Raw genomic sequence first — 15,813 nt, 5'->3', positions numbered from 1 at the left:
ATATAGTTACCTCAACGAAACGAATGAGGTAACACATTATGAACAATAACAATCACAAAGCAGATCAAGCAAATAAAAACAAAGGAACAACAGGTACGAATAAAACTTATCAAAAAGTTTTAGATAACCGTAGCCGCCAATTAAAAGATAAGGAGTAAGCTGTGCCTGACTCATCAGATATGACTCAAGATGAACTAGATATTTGGTCTGATATCAACAACCCCAATAATGATGCTGATATGGATGATTGGGCTGATGCACATAATCCAAATAATGATGATTATCTAGATAATTAAGTACTTCGCTGGTGGATATAAAATCAATCCTCCAGCCATTTTCAATGGTTAGTAAGACAATGACAGAACAAAAAGAAAATACAAAAAAAACGTATCGCTATACAAAACAGTTAATCAAACTAGCTATCGAAAATGGTTATACAAATCACGACATTGCAGAAAAAGCAGGGTTGAGTCCGAAATCGACTGCATTAGTATCACGTTGGCGTAATGGGAAAGCGCTAGCAACTGAGCGCCAAATGAATTTTTTCATCAAAGAATTTGAACATCTATTGAAGCGAAAGATGGAACATCTTTTTTATGAATTAGAAGAATTCGAAAAGGATGGTAATACTTTAAATAAAGTAAACTATTTTAAAATTTCAGGTGAAATCATTCTTAAGCACCCAATAAGAAAAGAAGTTCAATTCGACAAAGGTAACAAAAAAAACGTACCGTTCTATCGTATAGTAATTATCAAAAGTAGTAACGAATGCTTTTATATTTTACATCAGAAAAATGAATATGATTTTTCATTAATGTCAGACAATCAAGAATTACACACTATACATGTAAATCTAAGTCACCCATCTGAAAATTCAGCATGGTTAACTATAGCAAAAGACAAAAAAACAAAATACGAACAAGTAATTGATTATATAGATAATTTTTCCATAAATTCATTACCAACTGATCGTCGTTTTATTACTATAAAATCTGATTTAATCACACTACCCTTTATTTTAAGGGAGAACATGTTAAAGCTTGGTCATACACCTGAAAGTATTGAAGTTTTAGAATAACAATCTAAAATATCCGAACCCGAATAAAAGTCCGAGGAGAACTTATCTCCTACGCAAAGTTGGATACGCAACTTTACTTAAATGCTAAAGCATTAGCTGCACCACCTAATTACCTAAATGGTGCTAGGTCGTGTTAAAGCATTTCCGGTACTAAGTGATTTGCCACTGGCTAGGTGAACGGTACGCCAAGTAGCTGAAACAATCCTTAGTAATATGGGATAGGGGTGGGTAAAGCCAGACCATTTGTCTTTATGACTTATCGTCTGGCTTTTTTACATTTGAAAACTTAATGTTGCTTCATTACTAATACATTATCAGCAGGATTTATCAGTAAATCTAATCTATCCAGCCATAGCTCTAACGCAGCCTTTTTCTCAGGTAAATATTGGCTTCTGTTATAAATAGCCATCACTCCGCCAAGACTATGACCTAGTAATTGTTCAACCACATGCGGTGCAACACCTAAATCATTCAGTTTAGTGGCTAGCGTTCGACGTAAATCATGTAACGTCCATTTGTCTTTATGGTCTAATCGCTTCCACATTTTACCACCTTGAACACTTACCGCTTCTGGTGACTTCAACTCACCTAATACGTACTCATTACCACTCATTGATTTTAATTCTAATAGCCAACTAACAATCTCTACAGGTATTGGACGAATAATAACGGCATCTGTTTTACTATGACTTTTAGGGACAGTCCAAAAACCTTGTTCAAAATCCCACTCATCCCATGTAGATAAACGAATCTCTTGCGTTCGAGCACCAAAAATAATTAATAATTTAATTAAATTAGGATAATAAGCCATGTAACGCGCATTGGGGGTTTGTACCATTCCCCACACATCTGCCAGTTCTTTATCGGTTAATACTCGATCTTTTTTACGCTGTTTAGAACCAACATCAGAAATCATCAAATCATCTAAGGCTCGAGTATGTGCATAATGACGAACTCGGCAGAAACGCAATGCTTGTTTTGTGTTTTGTAAAATATATCCAGCAGCAACTGGTGCTGATTTTTGCTCGCCTCTCACCCCTTTTCGAATACGATCAAAACACTCTAACCACTGCCGCGTTTCCAGCTGCTCTATAGGTAAATCACCAATATAGGAATAAATATGTCGCTTAAACTGAGCACGATGTTTCTCAACATTAGTTCGATTTCCCTCAGCATACTCAACTAACCAATACTCTAACGCCTCTTTCACCGTTACTGGATTCAATGTTTTTGTCATTTGAATTGTGCGTTGATGTTTTGGGTCTAATCCATCAGCTAACCATGAACGACACTGCATCACTACTTCTCGTGCTTTTGATAGTGAAAGTTCAGGGTAATCCCCTAAATCAAACCGCTTATTTTTATTATTTATTTTATAGCGGTATTGCCAACGAATCTTACCTGTTAATGACACCCTTGCACCTAAGCCATCCCCATCAGAGTAAGTAACTATTCCTGTCTGAGGTTTATCTAGCATTGCTTTTAAATGTTTATCAAATAACCGTGGCATTTATTTTCTCCATGGGTACGAACCATTCATGTACCCTCACGTGTACCCTTAGTTAATCATAAAAATCAAAACCTGCCAATACCAATATAGACAAAAATCAACAAAAAACCAATTACAAACAAACACTTATAACCACAAGCAAATACAACCCAATACAAACAAAAACACTAAATTAATTCATACGGCATGAACTAAACCATTCTGGTTTAATTATTGCAAAAAAGCCCATTTCATCATCACGATGAAATGGGCTTTTTCGTTTTAAACACATCATGATTAGGTAAACAAATTTCACTGGGCGACGATAAACACATCGCAACCTACCACTATAGATTTTCAGTAGAATTGGTCTTACCTAAGAAAGCATATTTAAATGTTTTTTGAATATTTCCACATTGACGGCATACGCTAATACGTCGTACCCATAATCGTTGATAAAATTTACGGTGTACTCGTTCCATATCATATGACTGGCAATTACTGCACTGGTCCATGTCTAACTCCTTTGAAACACATATAAGCAATAGAGAGCATATATGAAACCAGAGTCAAATAAAACAAGTTGCACAAAGAAGATAATACTAATTGATGTTAATCACTTTACGAGCTGATTTACGATTTAAAACCCATCCTAATTACAGCTCATCAATATAACGCCATCTCTAGATAGCGTTAATCACCGTACCGCTTAGTTAAAGATTATCGACTCTAAGTTCTTGCAATGCTGCGATTAAAGCCGCGACTCCAACCTCGACCTTGCTACGTGGACAACCAACATTTAGACGCACATAACCACTACCTTCGATCCCATACGTATCACCACGCATGATCGCGACTTGATAGTTATTAATCAATAATTGCTGCAATGCATCCATATCAATCTTAAGTGGGTTTAAATCAATCCAGGCTAAATAGGTTCCTTGCGGCACTTGATAATTGAGTATCGGAAAAGCCTGATTTAATGTATCTGCAACATATTCCAAATTAGCATGCAGATAATCTTTCAGACTCATCAGCCACGCTTCACCATCATTATAAGCAGCAATATGACCTATAACGCCTAGGATAGAGGGTGATGACAGCCCATGAGCGGCTTTGAGCTGAGTTAAATACCCTTGCCGCGTACTTGTATCAGCAATCACAGCATACGCGCCTGTCAGCGCTGGAATATTAAAAGATTTAGAAGCAGAAGAAACTAATGCCCACTGCTGATCACATGCCACTTGTGACCATGGAATATAATCACTAAAAGCAATATCCATATGAATATCATCTGAAATGACTTTAACGCTATGCTGCTGGCAAATCTTAGCCATACGCACCAATTCATCCCGCGTCCATACCCGTCCAGTTGGATTTTGAGGGCTACACAATAGCAATACCTTACATTCAGCACGCGCTGCTTGAGCTTCAAACTGTGGCCAGTCAATCTCATAACTACCAGCTTCGGTTTTCAATAACGGACTGGTTAACAACTGACGTTGATTAGCATTGAGCATATTCGCAAAAGCATCATAAGCGGGAGTGTGTACTAATACGCCATCTCCAACGTCAGTCCATAACTGCACCAATTGCGAAATGATATAAATCACTGACGGCCCGTAGACAATACTATTGCTATCGATATCACTGTGATAACGACGCTGAAACCAGCCACTAATCGCCTCTTTAAAATCAGCATGATTCCAACGGCTATAGCCAAACACCGCATGATCTAATCGTGTTGCTAATGCCTGTTGAATACACGGAGCTACGGCAAAATCCATGTCTGAAATCGTAAACGGTAATAAATCATCACTGCCAAAACGATCAGCAACATAATCCCATTGGGTGCAATAGGTACCATAACGATTAACAGGAATAGAAAAATCAAACATAACAACCTCACCAACAATGGAGCTGAAACAATAAAAATATTACAAAAAAGCGGAGCCTTAAGCTCCGCTGGTAAGTTATGCGCTAGCGGGTAACAGCCCTTGAATTTCGTTTTTCACCATATGAACTTGAGGCCCAATCACCACTTGCAAATTGTGAGCATCGAGCTTCACCACCCCAAGTGCACCATTAGCTTTTAACACTGCATCATTAACTAAACTCATGTCATTCACTGACAGACGTAAACGAGTAATGCAATTATCAAGTGACACTAAATTATTCGCGCCACCTAATGCAGCTAAAATAATATCGCCTTTATAACCCGTGGTTTTCTCACCAGTTACTGCAAATGCTAACGCTTCTTTAGTTTCAACTTCACGACCTGGCGTTTTAAGATTAAAGCGAGTGATCGCAAATCGAAACACACTATAATAAACCACAAACCAAACTGCAGCGACTAATGGCACTAGGTACCACTTAGTTGCGGTGCCTTGTAATACCCCAAAGATTAAGAAATCGATGATATTGCCATCAGTATTACCAATTGTTACCCCGAGTAAGCCCATAACCATAAAGCCAACGCCGGTTAAAATTGCATGCACAACATAGAGCGCTGGCGCAACAAAGAGGAACAAGAACTCTAGCGGCTCAGTGATACCACCGATAATACAAGCGATAACACCAGATAATAATAACGCTTTTACCTTACTGCGATTTTCAAGACGGGCGCAATGATACATAGCTAAAGCAGCACCAGGTAAGCCACCTAAGAACACTGGCATTTTACCTTGTGATAAAAAGGCTGTTGCAGAGCCAGAGAACCCTTGAGATGTTGGACAAGCTAACTCTGAGTAGAAAATATTAAGTGCGCCACTGACGGTTTTTCCACACACTTCTAAAGAGCCACCAGCCTCAGTAAAACGTACCAATGCAACTAAAACATGGTGTAAACCAAACGGTAATAATAAACGCTCACCAGTACCAAATAAGAATGGACCAAACGGACCTGCATGAGAGATCAAGTTACCAATCCCAGCGATCCCCATCGCAAAATATGGCCATACCACAGGTACAACTAGACCCACCACACCTAAGACTAAGGTTGAAATAATCGGTACAAAGCGAGCCCCACCAAAGAAAGCTAACGCATCGGGCATTTTATAGGTATAAAAACGTGCATGCAGTTTTGCAACAATAATACCGACAATTACGGCCCCTAAAATACCCGTATCGATTGATTCAACCCCAAGGATTGACTTAACTCCATAGGCTTTTTCTTCCGTTGGATTACCAATAACACCCGCAACAGTTAAATAGAAATTAATTGACAGGTTTAAGGCCGAGTAACCGACAAAACCAGCAAAAGCAGCAACCCCTTTTTCTTCACGCGCCAACCCCAATGGAATCGCAACAGCAAACATAATAGGTAGATAAATAAAGGCCACTAGACCAATTTTTGTCATCCACATAAACAACAATTGCAAAATGGTGTTATCTAAAAAGGGCATGCTTTCTTTTACTGCAACGCTCGATAATGAGCTACCGATCCCCAATAAAATCCCCGAGAACGCCAATAATGCGACCGGTAGCATGAAGGTTTTGCCTAAGCTTTGAAAAAATTCCCATAGGGTCGTTTTAGGTGCAGATTTAGGTACAGATTTATCCATAATGAGTCACTCACTAACGAGACATTCAATGTCGATAATAAAGAGGTAAATCGTTTTAGCTCTTTATTGAAAAAAAACGTCGACAAAGATGAGCTCAAGACTTCTGCCAACGCTTTTGATAAATTACGCAACAGATGATAAAACGTTTTATCAACTTTTATCGCTAGCAAGATCACGGAAATATAGCGAGTTAACACCCATTTCCAAATTTGTGATGCTGTTAGAATAATCGCTATCGATATAACGTTTAAATGTAACATTATGAATAGGATCCATTCACTTATGGCGAGTAAGACACCCAAAATCAAAATTACTGATGTCGCGGCCTATGCTGATGTATCTGTCTCTACCGTCTCATTAGTGCTCAGTAACAAAGGGCGAATCTCCCCTGCAACCATTGATAAAGTAAACCAAGCCGTTACCGCATTAGGTTATGTTCGTAATACCGCGGCGGCGAATTTACGCACCTCTCACTCCAATTTAATTGGCTTGGTCTTAACGGATATTACCGATCCTTTTTATACTGAAATTACTGCCGGTATCAGTGATGAATTAGAACAACAAGGCTATTTGTTATTTTTGGCACAATCTAATCGCTGTCCCCAAAAATTAATCCAATGTGTGCAATCAATGATTCAACAAGGTGTCGCTGGCATTGCTTTTAGCCCAGTAAGAGAAGCCACAGCCACCGTGATTACAATGGCGCAGCAAGCGGGGATCCCTGCGGTTTGTTTAGCACGAGCAACGGTTAATAATGAGGTTGATTATATTGGCCCAGATAACCACCAGGCAGCGGTAATTGCTAGTCGATATCTTATTGAACAAGGCCATCGTCATATTGCCTATGTCGGTGGCTCTGGTGAGTCTTTAACTCGAGCAGAACGGCTAGGGGGCTTTGGTAGCACCCTGATTCAATACGGATTACCGTTTAAAAATGAATGGATCCTTGAAGCTGATAATCAACAACAACATGCCGCAACGACAGTGCAGCAGTTATTAACCCAGCATCCTAAAATAACCGCAATCTTGTGTCATAGCCCCACAATTGCATTAGGGGCACTATATGGTGTTAAGCGCAGTGGTAAAAGTGTTGGTAAAGATAATTATATTGATCAACAAGTGGCCATCATTAGCTTTGATGATATGGCTGAAGCCACATTAAGCCAACCGTCGCTGACTGTCGTGAGTTCACCGATAAGAGAAATAGGCCAACACGCTGGCCGACGTTTACTTGCTCGCATGAAAAGCGACGATGGTATGATTCAACGTTTAATACTTGCACCACAACTTATCTGTCGTGATTCCGCTTAAATAACAGCCAATAAAAAAGCTTCGTCGTAACGAAGCTTTTTTAATGACAGCTCAGTACTTATGTAATTTATAAGTAATCACATAAATAGGCAGTAGTTTTAGTTACTTTAACGTGGAATGCACTATCACCAGGGACTTCAAAATCATCACCTGCACCATAGGTTTCCCAATCAACATGGCCCGGTAATTTCACGGTAAGTTCGCCTTTCACTACCGTCATACGCTCAGGGGCAGCTGTCGAAAAGGTGTATTCACCCGCAACCATCACACCAACACTTGCATGATCGCCTGCAGATTCAAAGCCAACAGATTTTACTTGGCCATCAAAATATTCATTCACTTTTAACATTGAATTTCCTTATTGCTAAACGGGTAAAGCAAATTTTCGAAGACCTGAAACTATCACAATTTTAAATGAACCACTAACGAAAAATACTCGTCAAAAATATGACAAACTAACCAGATTTTGACTTGGATCACGACTAAAAAAAGCTACACTAGACCCAATTGTTATTTGTTGGAGTCATTAACATTGAAAAAGATAACTATCGCAGCCATCATTTTAAGTATCTTCGCTGTTGCAGGTTGCTCAAGCCAAAACAAACAAGACATGAAACAAGGTTTAACCGAAGTCGGTCATGCGACTCGTGACGCAACCAAAGCCACCGGTCATTTCTTTCGTGATACCACCAAAGATGTGATTGAAAATGTCAAACAAGCGACTAGTGATTAATCATCACAATGACATTGTCCTGAACTACAAGGCTCTGGCTTTACTTCTGGGTTAGCCATATCGTCGCTGTCATTCAACGCACCAAGAATAGAGCAATGGCTGGCATCATCATTACGGTGACCACAGCAAGCATCATTGATCTTTTTTAATGCACCTCGAATCCGTTGTAGTTCAGCGATTTTACTATCAACTTCATCCAATTTAGCTTGCGTTATCGCTTTTACTTCAGCGCAACTGTGCTGACTTGCTTCAAGTCGAATATCAAGTAACTCACAAATCTCACCAAGGCTTAACCCAATCGCTTTAGCGCGTAAAATAAATTTAACGCGAGATAAATTACCTTCACTGTATAAGCGATAACCACTATCACTGCGACCCGCAGGTTCTATCAAACCATTTTTCTCATAAAAACGTAATGTATCACTACTGACATTACATAATTTTGCTAGTTGCCCAATTAAATACATTCAAACACCCTTTAGCCTAGCGCTATATTTCAGTGACCACCCTCAAATAGCAAACGTTTGCGCAATGCCAATATTCATGTAGAATAGGTACCTGATTGATACATATCGTTCACTAATTCTTGGCTTTGCTCGATTTTAGCCGAGGATATTTCCCAACGCCAATCTAATCCAACTGAGATTGGCGTTGGAAAATATCCTATTCACTGTGTATTAGAGAGATGGTAGCAATGGAAAACGTTCGTCCTATTCGCCGTGCGCTGCTCAGCGTATCAGACAAAACTGGTATTGTTGAATTCGCTCACGCCCTCGCCAACCGCGGCGTAGAGATTTTATCTACGGGTGGTACCGCGCGTTTACTTGCAGAACAGAACATTCAAGTCACTGAAGTTTCTGACTACACGGGTTTTCCTGAAATGATGGACGGCCGTGTAAAAACCCTTCACCCTAAAGTACACGGTGGCGTTTTAGGCCGTCGCGGTATTGATGATGCCATCATGGCACAACACGGCATTAATCCAATTGATATGGTGGTAGTTAACCTATATCCGTTTGCTGAAACCGTTGCTAACCCAAATTGTAGTTTAGAAGACGCAATAGAAAATATTGATATCGGCGGACCAACTATGGTGCGTTCAGCCGCTAAAAACCATAAAGATGTGACGATTGTGGTCAATGCCCATGATTATGATCGCGTCCTTACTGAAATGAGTACCAATGACGGCTCATTAACCCATGCTACGCGTTTTGATCTTGCTATCTCAGCTTTTGAACATACTGCCGCTTACGACGGTATGATTGCTAATTACTTCGGTACCATGGTGCCTTCGTATGGCGACAACAAAGAAGGTGACCAAGCATCGAAATTCCCACGCACTTTCAATCAGCAATTCGAGAAAAAACAAGACATGCGCTACGGTGAAAACAGCCACCAAGCAGCCGCATTCTATGTTGAAGCGAATCCACAAGAAGCCTCTGTGGCAACCGCGACTCAGCTGCAAGGTAAAGCGTTATCTTACAATAACATTGCTGATACTGACGCGGCACTTGAGTGTGTCAAAGAGTTCGACCTTCCTGCTTGTGTGATTGTAAAGCACGCTAACCCATGTGGCGTCGCGCTAGGTGACAACCTCCTTGAAGCTTACGATCGTGCTTATAAAACTGATCCAACCTCAGCCTTTGGCGGCATTATTGCTTTCAACCGTGAACTTGATGCTGCAACCGCGCAAACTATCGTTGATCGTCAATTTGTTGAAGTGATTATTGCCCCTAAAGTCTCACCGCAAGCAACAGCAATTATCGCTGCCAAGAAAAACCTGCGTTTACTTGAGTGTGGCGAATGGTCAACCACAACCACAGCTTTTGATGTTAAACGCGTCAATGGTGGCTTGCTAGTTCAAGATCGTGACCAAGGCATGGTATCGCTTGATGATCTAACCGTCGTCTCACAACGTCAACCAACAGCTGACGAATTACGTGATGCGTTATTTTGTTGGAAAGTGGCGAAATACGTTAAATCAAACGCGATTGTGTATGCCAAAGGTAATATGACTATCGGTGTCGGTGCTGGTCAAATGAGCCGAGTCTATTCAGCTAAAATTGCGGGTATCAAAGCCGCTGACGAAAATCTAGAAGTCGCAGGAAGTGTAATGGCCTCTGATGCATTCTTCCCATTCCGTGATGGTATTGATGCCGCAGCAGAAGCCGGCATTACTTGTGTTATTCAACCTGGCGGCTCTATGCGCGATGATGAAGTCATTGCAGCCGCTGATGAACACGGCATGGCAATGGTCTTTACTGGTATGCGTCACTTCCGTCATTAATACCTCTAATAACGGATAGAATAGATTCAGGCTCTTCATCGAGCCTGAATTGATTTACAGTAGTGAAATACCGTAGCAGTTCACTGTTACGACGGTTTTAAAATATTAATTTTAGCGCAGCGCTCAAAGGGAAAATGATGAAAGTACTAATTATTGGTAATGGCGGCCGTGAACATGCATTGGGTTGGAAAGTGGCACAAAATCCAAATGTGGAAAAAATCTTTATCGCTCCAGGTAATGCTGGCACTGCACTTGAACCAAAATTAGAGAATGTCGACATCGGCGTTGAAGACATTAATGCTTTAGTTGAATTTGCCCAACGTAATCACATTGAACTAACCATTGTCGGCCCTGAAGCGCCATTGGTAATTGGTGTGGTTGATGCGTTTCGTGCCGTAGGATTAGCTATTTTTGGCCCAACCCAAGCCGCAGCACAACTTGAAGGTTCTAAAGCCTTCACCAAAGATTTTTTAGCCCGTCATCAGATCCCTACCGCTGATTACCAAAACTTTACTGAAATCGAACCAGCACTGGCTTATCTTAAGCAAAAAGGCGCGCCAATTGTGGTTAAAGCAGATGGTTTAGCGGCTGGTAAAGGCGTGATTGTCGCCATGACGGAACAAGAAGCTGAAGCTGCAGTACGCGATATGCTCGCAGGTAATGCCTTTGGTGAAGCTGGTCACCGTGTGGTGATTGAAGAATTTCTTGATGGTGAAGAAGCGAGCTTTATCGTCATGGTTGATGGTAAGAATGTACTACCAATGGCCACCAGCCAAGATCATAAACGTGTCGGCAATGGTGATAGCGGTCCTAACACTGGCGGCATGGGCGCATACTCGCCAGCGCCAGTCGTCACTCAACAAATTCACGATCGTGTGATGCAAGAAGTTATCTATCCAACCGTTGAAGGCATGGCAGCAGAGGGGGCACCCTATACTGGTTTCCTCTATGCAGGCTTAATGATAATGGCTGACGGCACTCCAAAAGTGATCGAATATAACTGTCGTTTTGGTGATCCAGAAACTCAGCCTATTATGCTGCGCATGCAATCAGATTTAGTTGAACTTTGCTTAGCAGCCATTGACGGCAAACTTGATACCGTTGAATCAAAATGGGATCCACGTGCAGCTATCGGAGTAGTACTTGCTGCTGGCGGCTATCCTGCCGATTACCACAAAGGCGATATTATTAGCGGCTTACCTCAGCAAGAGCTAGCAGGAGAAAAAATCTTCCATGCAGGTACAACTAATAATCTTAACGCTGATGTGGTGACAAATGGTGGTCGCGTATTATGTGCCACGGCAATGGGTGATACCGTATTAGCGGCTCAACAGCGTGCTTATGCGTTAGCAAAACAAATATCATGGGATGGAATGTTCCACCGCGATGACATTGGCTACCGTGCTATTGCTCGCGAACAATAAAGCAACAATCCATAACTAAAAAACGCGCTCACATGGCGCGTTTTTTGTTTATAAATCATCGAATAAATTAATTTCCCAATAAATTCGGTGCAACCAAACACTGTTGTTGCTTACGTTGCAATAAAATATTATCAACGTTTAATTGTTGTCCTTGCAACTGACCACTTACCGCCATATAGCCTTGGCCTGATAATTTTTCTGCTGTCGCTTGAGCCACCACTTCAACCGCTTGATGCTGCTGACAGGGAATAAACTGCTGTTGTTGCCAATGTCCCTGCACCCAAGTTTGCTGGCGATGACTAAGTTGTTCAACTCTCGTCGCTAATCCAACCGCCTGCCGACGTAACTTAGTAATTTCAGCATCCGTTAATGGCAAAATAGTTTGCCCTTGTTGATAACGTTGAAATACCGCTAAACCATCGCTATCAAACCGTAATTGCAATTGAAATGGAATAAGAGAACCATCGATACGCTGCTGTCCTTGTTGATAGAGCTCAAACAGCTTTCCTGAGCGCCAACGGTAGTTAGCCTGATATTGCCCTTGATTAGGGGTAAACACACGCTCACTGAGCGTTATAGGCTGATTAGAACGGAAGGTATACCAATAAAAATGAGGACCATCAGTTGCTGCTTGAGCAACAGTGACAGTTTTAGGCGCTATTACTGCATTTTCAGCCATGTCGCTTGCCGCACAGCCTGTGAGTAAAAATGCAACCACCAGAGAAAGCGTTATACGTGTCATAAAAAAACGCCAGAAGCTAATGCGAGCTGGCGCTATTTTTAATTACTTCAATGCGTCTTTAAGTGCTTTGCCAGCTACGAACGCAGGAACGTTAGCAGCAGCAATTTGAATTTCCGCACCCGTTTGTGGGTTACGGCCAGTGCGTGCAGCACGATGATTCACTTTAAATGTACCAAAGCCAATTAGTTGAACCTGGTCACCATCTTTAAGCGCATCAGTAACGCCTTCAAGAGTAGCTTCCAATGCTAATTTTGCTTGTGCTTTAGACAAATCTGCTTTTTCTGCGATCAGGTCAATCAGTTGGGTCTTGTTCATTAGGTTTCCCTTCTAAGGTTTTGGGCTTAATACCGCCCAACTCTAATTCAAAAGAAGCCTGTGTGGCAAAGGTTTGTCGGCTTTTATCTATCTAAATGCAGACTCTTTAACCATAAACTGAGCTAAAGTTCACAAAATGTTACTAATAACATTCAAAAAAGAGTTGTTTTTATTTCCACCCGCCCCGATTAATATAGCCGAAATTCGCTGATTAATTGACAGGTTGATATGGTACTGCTTACGATTTACATCTCTGTAGCTATAGGGGTGTCGTTTATTTGTTCCGTTTTAGAAGCGGTTTTATTGAGTATTTCGCCGGGATATATCGGCACTTTACGTCAACAAAACCACCCCGCAGCAGCTAAACTTGCCGCGCTCAAAAATAATATAGACCGACCCTTAGCCTCAATCCTAACCCTAAACACCGTCGCGCATACGGTAGGTGCAGCAACAGCAGGCGCACAAGCAACAGTGGTCTTTGGTAGTGAGTGGTTAGGTGTATTCTCAGGTGCATTAACCATCGGTATTTTATTATTATCAGAAATTATTCCAAAAACAATTGGAGCAACTTACTGGCGCCAATTAGCCCCAACCAGCGCAATATTATTACGTTGGATGGTGATCTTATTAATGCCGTTAGTATGGATCTCTGAGCAAATTACTCGTCGTCTGGCTCATGGTCACGTCCAACCGAAACTACGTGATGAATTATCAGCCATGGCAATGTTAGCGCATGAATCAGGTGAGCTTGGTGCTGGAGAGTCTAAAATTCTCACAAACCTACTGCAATTTAAAGATGTGAGCGTGACTAAGATCATGACCCCACGTCCGGTATTATTCCGTGTTAATGCAGAACAAACCATCAACGAATTTTTAGCAAAACATAAAAATAGTCCATTCTCACGCCCATTAGTATTCAGTGAGCACAGCGATAATATTATCGGCTTCGTACACCGATTAGAGCTATTTGCAGAAAGCCAAGCAGGCAAAGGTGGCCAAGAGCTCGGCACGCTAATACGTCCACTACCCGTGATTATGAGCAATGTTAGCGTACCAAAAGCGTTTGAGCGTTTAATGCAAGAGCGTTCTCAGTTAATTCTAATTGTTGATGAATACGGTACAGTACAAGGCCTCGTCACCCTGGAAGATATTTTTGAAAGTTTGGTTGGCGAAGAAATTGTTGATGAAGCAGATAAGAATACCGACATGCAGCAATTAGCTTATCAACGTTGGGATAAGTGGAAGAAAAAACATAAGATGATTGAAAATAATGATGATGATATTTAACCAACGTCATTATTATTGCTAGAAACTAAAAAGGGACCTTAAGGTCCCTTTTTTATTAGCATCATTAGCCCTAACCGCAATTTAGCTGCTAACAGTTATCGACACAATAACGCTCACCCGTCATACGGCTCACAACCCAACCAATAATCAATACCACCACTGTTGGTAAAATCCAGCCTGCGTAATAATGATATAGCGGTAAATGTGCCGTTAAAGCATTATCGATTGACGCTGGCATCGCCCCCAAAATATGCACTGCATCAATACAACCAAAGGCCGTTGCGGTTGCGACGACAGCTAAGACTGCAACTTGGGATAATTGATGACGCAATGGTGCAATCAGTAACAACGCAATCGCAATCGGATGTAATGCGACCACAACGGGTAACGTTACTGCTAATAATTGTGCTAAACCGACATTGGCAACCAAGCCTGATAGCACCATAATCACCCACACACTTTTACGGTAAGTGACTTTACTGAAACTACGGCTATAAAACTCACTGCCAGCGGTTGTTACGCCAATCGCCGTTGTCAAACATGCCAAGACCAACACTGAACCCAAAATAATAATACCAAAAGCACCAAAATGCGCGTTAGTGAAAGCAGTCAGAATTTCACCACCATTGGCGAAGTTAGTCCCTAAATTCGCGCTGGTAACTCCAATGTACGCCAATGATAAATACACTAGCGCCATCGCGGTGGCATACATTAGAGCCGCAATAAATGTATATTTCGCAATCGCTTTCGGGCACTTAACCCCCATGCCTTCAATCGCTCTGAAAATCACCCAGCCAAAACCAATCGAGCCTAACGCATCCATGGTCATGTAACCCTGAGTCATACCTTCTGCCATTGCACCTGTCGCATAGGGACCAGAGGCCACTTCAACCTGACCTGACGGATATAGCACCGCAACTACGGCCATAATGGTTAAAATCGTTAATAACACCGGCGTCAACCATTTACCTAAAGTATCAACTAACTTACCTGGGTATAAAGAAAATAAAATCGCCGCTAAGCAGAACACTGCAGAAAAAGGGATTAAACCACTATCACCGATAAACGGTGCCAAACTAAATTGATAAGCAACGGTGATGGTACGTGGAATAATAAATGCTGGGCCAATCACAATAAACAACATCACCCAGAACCCGGTCGCTAACGGTTTTGGTAACGCTGCAGTTAAATTATCAGAGCCACGTACCCAAGCCACAATCACTAATGCTATTGCAGGTAAACCGACGCCAGTTAATAAAAAACCCGCCATACCACTGAGGAAATTATCTCCAGCTTGGTAACCTAGATAGGGAGGGAAGATTAAATTGCCAGCACCTAAGTACATAGCGAATGTCATGAAGCCTAAGGCGGCGATATTGCGTGCACTTAACATAGTATTCCTTGGTAATTACTTTTTAGCTTGGAGAAAGCGAGACGGGAAGTGGTGAAGTCTATCCTGCCGGCTTGCTCACAAGCTGACAGAAAAATGGTATGGCCTGTCAGCCCTGAATAAGATTCAGAGAGAGCAAGAGCTGTGAAGTAGCAATCGATGCTGTGCTATCAGCAACCATTGGTGGAATGAAG

General features: G+C 41.5%; 17 protein-coding genes. 8 read left to right on the top strand and 9 right to left on the bottom strand.

Annotated elements, in window-relative coordinates:
* The first annotated feature begins 38 nt into the window (after window positions 1–38).
* From C0W29_RS17160 to C0W29_RS17155, 3 genes are read left to right on the top strand one after another with little or no spacing between them, the layout of a single operon-like run.
* Window positions 39–158, top strand: a complete 120-nt coding sequence (locus tag C0W29_RS17160; protein WP_036788917.1) for a hypothetical protein — start codon at window positions 39–41, stop codon at window positions 156–158.
* Between the two features lie 3 nt (window positions 159–161).
* Window positions 162–296: a hypothetical protein gene (locus C0W29_RS21925; RefSeq protein ID WP_258179316.1), complete on the top strand. Its 135-nt coding sequence runs from the start codon at window positions 162–164 to the stop codon at window positions 294–296.
* 59 nt (window positions 297–355) lie between these two features.
* The gene (locus C0W29_RS17155; protein WP_045045533.1) at window positions 356–1,078 is read left to right on the top strand and encodes a hypothetical protein; all 723 of its coding nucleotides are present in this window, start codon (window positions 356–358) and stop codon (window positions 1,076–1,078) included.
* Between the two features lie 286 nt (window positions 1,079–1,364).
* On the opposite strand, the gene C0W29_RS17150 is transcribed toward C0W29_RS17155, so the two are convergent.
* From C0W29_RS17150 to malX, 4 genes are all read right to left on the bottom strand, one after another.
* Window positions 1,365–2,588: a tyrosine-type recombinase/integrase gene (locus C0W29_RS17150; protein ID WP_045045532.1), complete on the bottom strand. Its 1,224-nt coding sequence runs from the start codon at window positions 2,586–2,588 to the stop codon at window positions 1,365–1,367.
* Between the two features lie 326 nt (window positions 2,589–2,914).
* Complete coding sequence (locus C0W29_RS21660) at window positions 2,915–3,082, bottom strand: hypothetical protein (protein WP_155395133.1); 168 nt, start codon at window positions 3,080–3,082, stop codon at window positions 2,915–2,917.
* A gap of 198 nt (window positions 3,083–3,280) precedes the next feature.
* On the bottom strand, window positions 3,281–4,465 hold the full coding sequence (locus C0W29_RS17145) for a MalY/PatB family protein (RefSeq protein ID WP_045045531.1): 1,185 nt from the start codon (window positions 4,463–4,465) through the stop codon (window positions 3,281–3,283).
* A gap of 75 nt (window positions 4,466–4,540) precedes the next feature.
* Window positions 4,541–6,130 carry a maltose/glucose-specific PTS transporter subunit IIBC gene (malX, locus tag C0W29_RS17140; RefSeq protein WP_045045530.1) on the bottom strand — a complete coding sequence of 530 codons (1,590 nt, stop codon included), beginning with the start codon at window positions 6,128–6,130 and terminating at the stop codon, window positions 4,541–4,543.
* Window positions 6,131–6,412: 282 nt separating this feature from the next.
* On the opposite strand from malX, the gene malI reads away from it, so the two are divergent.
* Window positions 6,413–7,441 (top strand): Mal regulon transcriptional regulator MalI, encoded by a 1,029-nt coding sequence (gene malI, locus C0W29_RS17135; protein WP_045043678.1) that lies wholly within the window; start codon window positions 6,413–6,415, stop codon window positions 7,439–7,441.
* A gap of 67 nt (window positions 7,442–7,508) precedes the next feature.
* Here malI and ppnP read toward each other — a convergent pair whose 3' ends face one another.
* Window positions 7,509–7,790 (bottom strand): pyrimidine/purine nucleoside phosphorylase, encoded by a 282-nt coding sequence (ppnP, locus tag C0W29_RS17130; protein ID WP_036788928.1) that lies wholly within the window; start codon window positions 7,788–7,790, stop codon window positions 7,509–7,511.
* A 183-nt stretch (window positions 7,791–7,973) separates the two neighbouring features.
* Here ppnP and C0W29_RS17125 point away from each other — a divergent pair, with 183 nt between their 5' ends.
* Window positions 7,974–8,174 carry a hypothetical protein gene (locus C0W29_RS17125; RefSeq protein WP_036788930.1) on the top strand — a complete coding sequence of 67 codons (201 nt, stop codon included), beginning with the start codon at window positions 7,974–7,976 and terminating at the stop codon, window positions 8,172–8,174.
* Here the strand turns inward: C0W29_RS17125 and zntR are convergent.
* Complete coding sequence (gene zntR, locus C0W29_RS17120) at window positions 8,171–8,641, bottom strand: Zn(2+)-responsive transcriptional regulator (protein WP_045043676.1); 471 nt, start codon at window positions 8,639–8,641, stop codon at window positions 8,171–8,173. The genes C0W29_RS17125 and zntR overlap by 4 nt on opposite strands.
* A gap of 227 nt (window positions 8,642–8,868) precedes the next feature.
* Here zntR and purH point away from each other — a divergent pair, with 227 nt between their 5' ends.
* Window positions 8,869–10,461, top strand: coding sequence for a bifunctional phosphoribosylaminoimidazolecarboxamide formyltransferase/IMP cyclohydrolase (purH, locus tag C0W29_RS17115; RefSeq protein ID WP_045045545.1), 1,593 nt, complete (start codon window positions 8,869–8,871; stop codon window positions 10,459–10,461).
* Window positions 10,462–10,598: 137 nt separating this feature from the next.
* Window positions 10,599–11,885, top strand: a complete 1,287-nt coding sequence (gene purD / locus C0W29_RS17110; RefSeq protein WP_036788932.1) for a phosphoribosylamine--glycine ligase — start codon at window positions 10,599–10,601, stop codon at window positions 11,883–11,885.
* A gap of 67 nt (window positions 11,886–11,952) precedes the next feature.
* Here the strand turns inward: purD and C0W29_RS17105 are convergent, their stop codons facing one another.
* Both C0W29_RS17105 and hupA read right to left on the bottom strand, forming a co-directional pair.
* Window positions 11,953–12,627 carry a DUF1481 domain-containing protein gene (locus tag C0W29_RS17105; RefSeq protein WP_045045529.1) on the bottom strand — a complete coding sequence of 225 codons (675 nt, stop codon included), beginning with the start codon at window positions 12,625–12,627 and terminating at the stop codon, window positions 11,953–11,955.
* 42 nt (window positions 12,628–12,669) lie between these two features.
* A complete protein-coding gene (gene hupA, locus C0W29_RS17100; protein WP_036788936.1) occupies window positions 12,670–12,942 on the bottom strand; it encodes a nucleoid-associated protein HU-alpha in 273 nt (90 codons plus the stop codon).
* A gap of 228 nt (window positions 12,943–13,170) precedes the next feature.
* Here hupA and C0W29_RS17095 point away from each other — a divergent pair, with 228 nt between their 5' ends.
* Window positions 13,171–14,229 (top strand): CNNM domain-containing protein, encoded by a 1,059-nt coding sequence (locus tag C0W29_RS17095; protein ID WP_036788938.1) that lies wholly within the window; start codon window positions 13,171–13,173, stop codon window positions 14,227–14,229.
* A gap of 88 nt (window positions 14,230–14,317) precedes the next feature.
* Here the strand turns inward: C0W29_RS17095 and brnQ are convergent, their stop codons facing one another.
* Window positions 14,318–15,622, bottom strand: coding sequence for a branched-chain amino acid transport system II carrier protein (brnQ, locus tag C0W29_RS17090; protein ID WP_045045528.1), 1,305 nt, complete (start codon window positions 15,620–15,622; stop codon window positions 14,318–14,320).
* Between the last annotated feature and the right edge of the window lie 191 nt (window positions 15,623–15,813).

The sequence above is a fragment of the Photobacterium kishitanii genome (assembly GCF_003026355.1).
Classification (GTDB): domain Bacteria; phylum Pseudomonadota; class Gammaproteobacteria; order Enterobacterales; family Vibrionaceae; genus Photobacterium; species Photobacterium kishitanii.
Note: the sequence above shows the minus strand (reverse complement) of the source record. Positions and strands in the feature narration are given on the sequence as shown.